The organism is Streptomyces sp. SID5785, assembly GCF_009870065.1.
In the GTDB taxonomy this organism is placed as follows: domain Bacteria; phylum Actinomycetota; class Actinomycetes; order Streptomycetales; family Streptomycetaceae; genus Streptomyces.
Genome location: NZ_WWIA01000659.1, coordinates 1 through 1,786, shown reverse-complemented (window position 1 = coordinate 1,786; position 1,786 = coordinate 1). Strand labels below are relative to the sequence as shown.

The following is a 1,786-nucleotide window of genomic DNA, read 5'->3' as shown; positions in this document are numbered from 1 at the left end:
ATCCGGCGGGCCGCCGAGGTGCTCGGCGCGTGGCGGCTCACCGGCTGCACGCTCGCCGTCACCCTGGAGCCGTGCACGATGTGCGCGGGCGCGATCGTGCAGTCCCGGCTCGACCGGGTCGTGTACGGCGCCCGTGACGAGAAGGCGGGCGCGGCCGGGTCGCTGTGGGACGTGATCCGCGACCGGCGGCTCAACCACCGGCCCGAGGTGGTGTCCGGAGTGCTCGAGGAGGAGTGCGCGCGACCCCTGATCCGCTTCTTCCGGGAAACGGATTTCAGACCAGGGCCCTCTGTGGGCTAGAGTTCCTCTCGGTAGCGTGTCCGAGCGGCCGAAGGAGCTCGCCTCGAAAGCGAGTGTGGCGCAAGTCACCGTGGGTTCAAATCCCACCGCTACCGCTGACAACGCCCCCTCTTCCCGGGTCCGCCCGGAAAGAGGGGGCGTTCTGCATGCCCGGCCGTTCTGCGCGAGGTGCGCGAAGGGTGCGCGGCGCCGGGTACGCGAACGGGCCGGTACCGCACGGCACCGGCCCGGCAGGGAGAAGTAGGTCGGGGGGAGCGGCATCGGGGGGACAAGCCGCTCCCCCCGGTGAGGACGAGCTCCCGTAGCCCACGCCGCATTCTCGGGGGGAAACCGCGGCGTGGACCCCGCAGTCGGGGTCTCGTCCCTGCCCTTCGGATTCCTGCCAGACCCTCCGGGCTCACCACCCATCCTGCGGGAGCGCGGCGCCCCGTGGGCCCGGCAAACGGCCCGTCCTGCGGGGCCGTTGGTCCTTAAAGGATGGGTGAAAAGGATGGGCGAACAGGTGTCCGGGATAGACTCGCGCCCGGCGATCACGGGGACCGGCACAGGGAGGACGAGCGTGGTGCAGGCGAAAAAGGTGGGTCTGTACGTCGCGGTGGTCTTCGTCCTGTATCTCGTCATCACGGACCCCGCCAAGGCCGCGGACTACGTCCAGATAGGGTTCGAGGGCATATCCTCCGCCGCCCAGGCGGTCGGTGACTTCATGACATGGGTCGCCAACGGCGGCAAGTGAGTTCATCCACGCGTGCGCACGCACGCGTACGGCCCCGCCTGGAGCACGCGTGATCCGCCATCTGGTCCTCTTCAAGCTCAACGACGGCGTCAGCCGTGACGAACCCCGGGTGACCGAGGGCGTCGAAGCCTTCCGCGCGCTCGGCGGGCAGATCCCCGAGCTGCGCTTCTGGGAGTGCGACTGGAACATCACCGACCGTCCGATCGCGTACGACTTCGCGATCAACTCGGCGGTCGAGGACACCGACGCGCTCACGCGCTACCTGGAGCACCCGGCGCACCAGGCGGGTGTCTCGCTGTGGCGCGAGTTCGCCACTTGGGTGATCGCCGACTACGAGTTCTGAGTCCGCGGCGGCCTCTCGCACGCCCGAACGGCCCCTCACCGGGAACGGTGAGGGGCCGTTCTGCGTCTCTTTACCCCAACTCGCCCTTCAACACGTACTTATGCGGTGCTTGCACACAGTGCACATGTCTTGTGATGCTATGACCGCTTTTGACCGATGAGTTGACGGAAACAGAGGTGGGGTTGACCGTGCCGGCCAGTACTGCGCCTCAAGCGCCGCAAGCACCGACCGCGAAGTCCCGCGGGGCCGACACCCGAGCGCTCACCCAGGTCCTGTTCGCCGAGCTCAAGGATCTGCCGCCGGGCAGCGCCGAGCACACCCGCGTGCGCTCGGCGCTCGTCGAGGCGAACCTGCCGCTGGTGCGGTACGCGGCGGCCCGCTTCCGCAGTCGCAACGAGCCGATGGAGGAC

At 68.9% G+C, this 1,786-nt stretch carries 3 protein-coding genes, 1 tRNA gene and 1 pseudogene; all 5 read left to right on the top strand.

Annotation, left to right across the window (positions count from 1 at the left end; genetic code table 11):
- Positions 1–300, top strand: a 300-nt coding sequence (locus tag GTW43_RS21665; RefSeq protein WP_161303681.1) for a nucleoside deaminase, incomplete at its 5' end; no start/stop codon positions are given.
- Between the two features lie 10 nt (positions 301–310).
- Positions 311–395, top strand: a tRNA-Ser gene (locus tag GTW43_RS21660).
- 464 nt (positions 396–859) lie between these two features.
- Positions 860–1,033, top strand: a complete 174-nt coding sequence (locus GTW43_RS37605) for a hypothetical protein (RefSeq protein ID WP_202501793.1) — start codon at positions 860–862, stop codon at positions 1,031–1,033.
- Positions 1,034–1,082: 49 nt separating this feature from the next.
- A complete protein-coding gene (locus GTW43_RS21655) occupies positions 1,083–1,376 on the top strand; it encodes a Dabb family protein (RefSeq protein ID WP_161303680.1) in 294 nt (97 codons plus the stop codon).
- A gap of 176 nt (positions 1,377–1,552) precedes the next feature.
- Positions 1,553–1,786: pseudogene (locus GTW43_RS21650) on the top strand (RNA polymerase sigma factor SigF); the annotation flags it as partial.